The organism is Elstera litoralis, from assembly GCF_000963705.1.
Lineage (GTDB): Bacteria > Pseudomonadota > Alphaproteobacteria > Elsterales > Elsteraceae > Elstera > Elstera litoralis.
On the sequence record NZ_LAJY01000687.1, the window covers coordinates 1 to 1,945 of the forward strand.

Consider the following 1,945-nt stretch of genomic DNA (forward strand, 5'->3'; position numbering starts at 1 on the left):
CGCCCCCTCCGCCAACCGCTCCGGCAAGGTCAGCCCGACCACCGCCGCGCATGTGGAGGAAGAGTTCGGCGCGCGTCTCGGCATGATTCTCGACGGCGGGCCGACGCGCGTCGGGCTCGAATCGACTGTGCTGGATCTGACTGGTGAGCGCCCCGTGCTGCTGCGCCCCGGCGGGGTAACGCGCGAGACGCTGGAAGCCTCCCTCGGAGAAATCGATGTGGCCGCTGAGGGCCAGCCTGACGGCCCCAAAAGCCCCGGCATGCTGCTGAGCCATTACGCTCCGCGCCTGCCGGTGCGCCTCACCTGCGACGATCCGCAGCCCGGTGAAGCGCTGCTCGCCTTCGGGCCGGACGTGCCGGAGGGTTTCGCGCTGGTTGAAAACCTGTCCCCGAGCGGAAACCCCGTGGAAGCCGCGACTAACCTGTTCGCCGCCCTGCGCCGCCTGGATCAACCCGAGTTGACTGGCATCGCCGTTATGCCAATTCCCTCTCAAGGCCTCGGCCTTGCCCTTCAAGACCGGCTGCGCCGCGCCGCCAGCCCCCGTTAATCTTCTGGAGTTTGAGACCGATCATGCCGACCGAGGCCGTTCTTTCCCGCCTGCACGAAATTCTTGGCCCGAAAGGCGTGATCGTTGATCCCGCGCTGATCGAACCGCATCTGGTGGAATGGCGCGGCCTCTATCGCGGCACCGCCCGCGTCGTTGTCAAACCGGCGACGACCGAAGAAGTCGCCGCCGTGGTCAAGCTTTGCGCCGAAACCCGCACCCCCATCGTCCCGCAGGGCGGCAATACCGGCCTCGTCGGCGGCGCGGTTGCCGATGAAAACGCAATTATCCTGTCGCTTGCCCGGATGAACAAAATCCGCGCGCTGGATAAATCGGCCTATACGCTCACGGTGGAAGCGGGCGTTGTGCTGGCCGATGTGCAGAAGGCGGCGGAAGCGGCGGACCGGCTGTTTCCGCTCAGCCTCGGCTCGGAAGGCTCCTGCCAGATCGGCGGCAATCTCTCCACCAATGCCGGGGGGACCGCCGTTTTGCGCTACGGCAATAGCCGCGATCTGGTGTTGGGGCTGGAAGTGGTGCTGCCGAACGGCGAGATCATCCACGGGCTGCACGGTTTGCGCAAAGACAATACCGGCTACGATCTGCGCCACCTGTTCTTAGGGGCGGAAGGCACGCTGGGGATCATCACGGCTGCCGTGCTAAAACTCTTCCCGCGCCCGCGCGATATCGCCACCGCCTTCGTTGCCGTCGAGAACCCGCAAGCCGCCATCGATACGCTGGCCCTCCTGCGCGAAAGCTCCGGCGATACGGTGACGATGTTCGAGTTGATGAGCCGTTTTTCCATCGAAACCGTGCTGAAACATGTTCCCGGCACCGCCGACCCGGTGGAAACCCTGAGCGCCTGGTACGCGCTGATCGAGCTTTCCTCCCCGCGCGCCGGTGGCGATTTACAGTCGGCGTTGGAAGAAGGCCTTGGCACGGCGATGGAAAACGGCTGGGTGACGGATGCCGCCATTGCCCAGAACGACAGCCAGCGCGCCGCCTTCCGCCGCCTCCGCGAGGAAATTTCGGACGCGCAAAAGCACGAGGGCGGGAGCATCAAACACGATATTTCCGTTCCGCTTGCCGCCATCCCCACCTTCCTCGACCGCGCCGATGCCGCTATCGAAAAACTGATCCCCGGCACCCGCCCTTGCAGTTTTGGGCATGCCGGAGACGGAAACTTACACTATAATCTCTCCCAGCCGGTCGGGGCCGACCGGGAGGCCTATTTGCAGCAGTGGGAGGCGGCGAACCGGGTTGTGCATGATATCGTTCAGGAGTTGGGCGGATCGTTCAGCGCCGAACACGGTATCGGCAAGCTGAAGGTGCATGAACTCGAACAGTATAAATCGCCCGCCGCTCTTGAGGCGATGCGCCAAATCAAACGGGCCTTAGACCCGT

At 64.3% G+C, this 1,945-nt stretch carries 2 protein-coding genes; both read left to right on the top strand.

Translation table 11 applies throughout. The features are described 5' to 3' along the window. The coding region (locus tag VZ95_RS18990) for an L-threonylcarbamoyladenylate synthase (protein ID WP_045777255.1) at positions 1-547 on the top strand (547 nt) is incomplete at its 5' end. Positions 548-570: 23 nt separating this feature from the next. After that, a partial coding sequence (locus tag VZ95_RS18995) for an FAD-binding oxidoreductase (RefSeq protein ID WP_045777256.1) occupies positions 571-1,945 on the top strand: 1,375 nt, incomplete at its 3' end.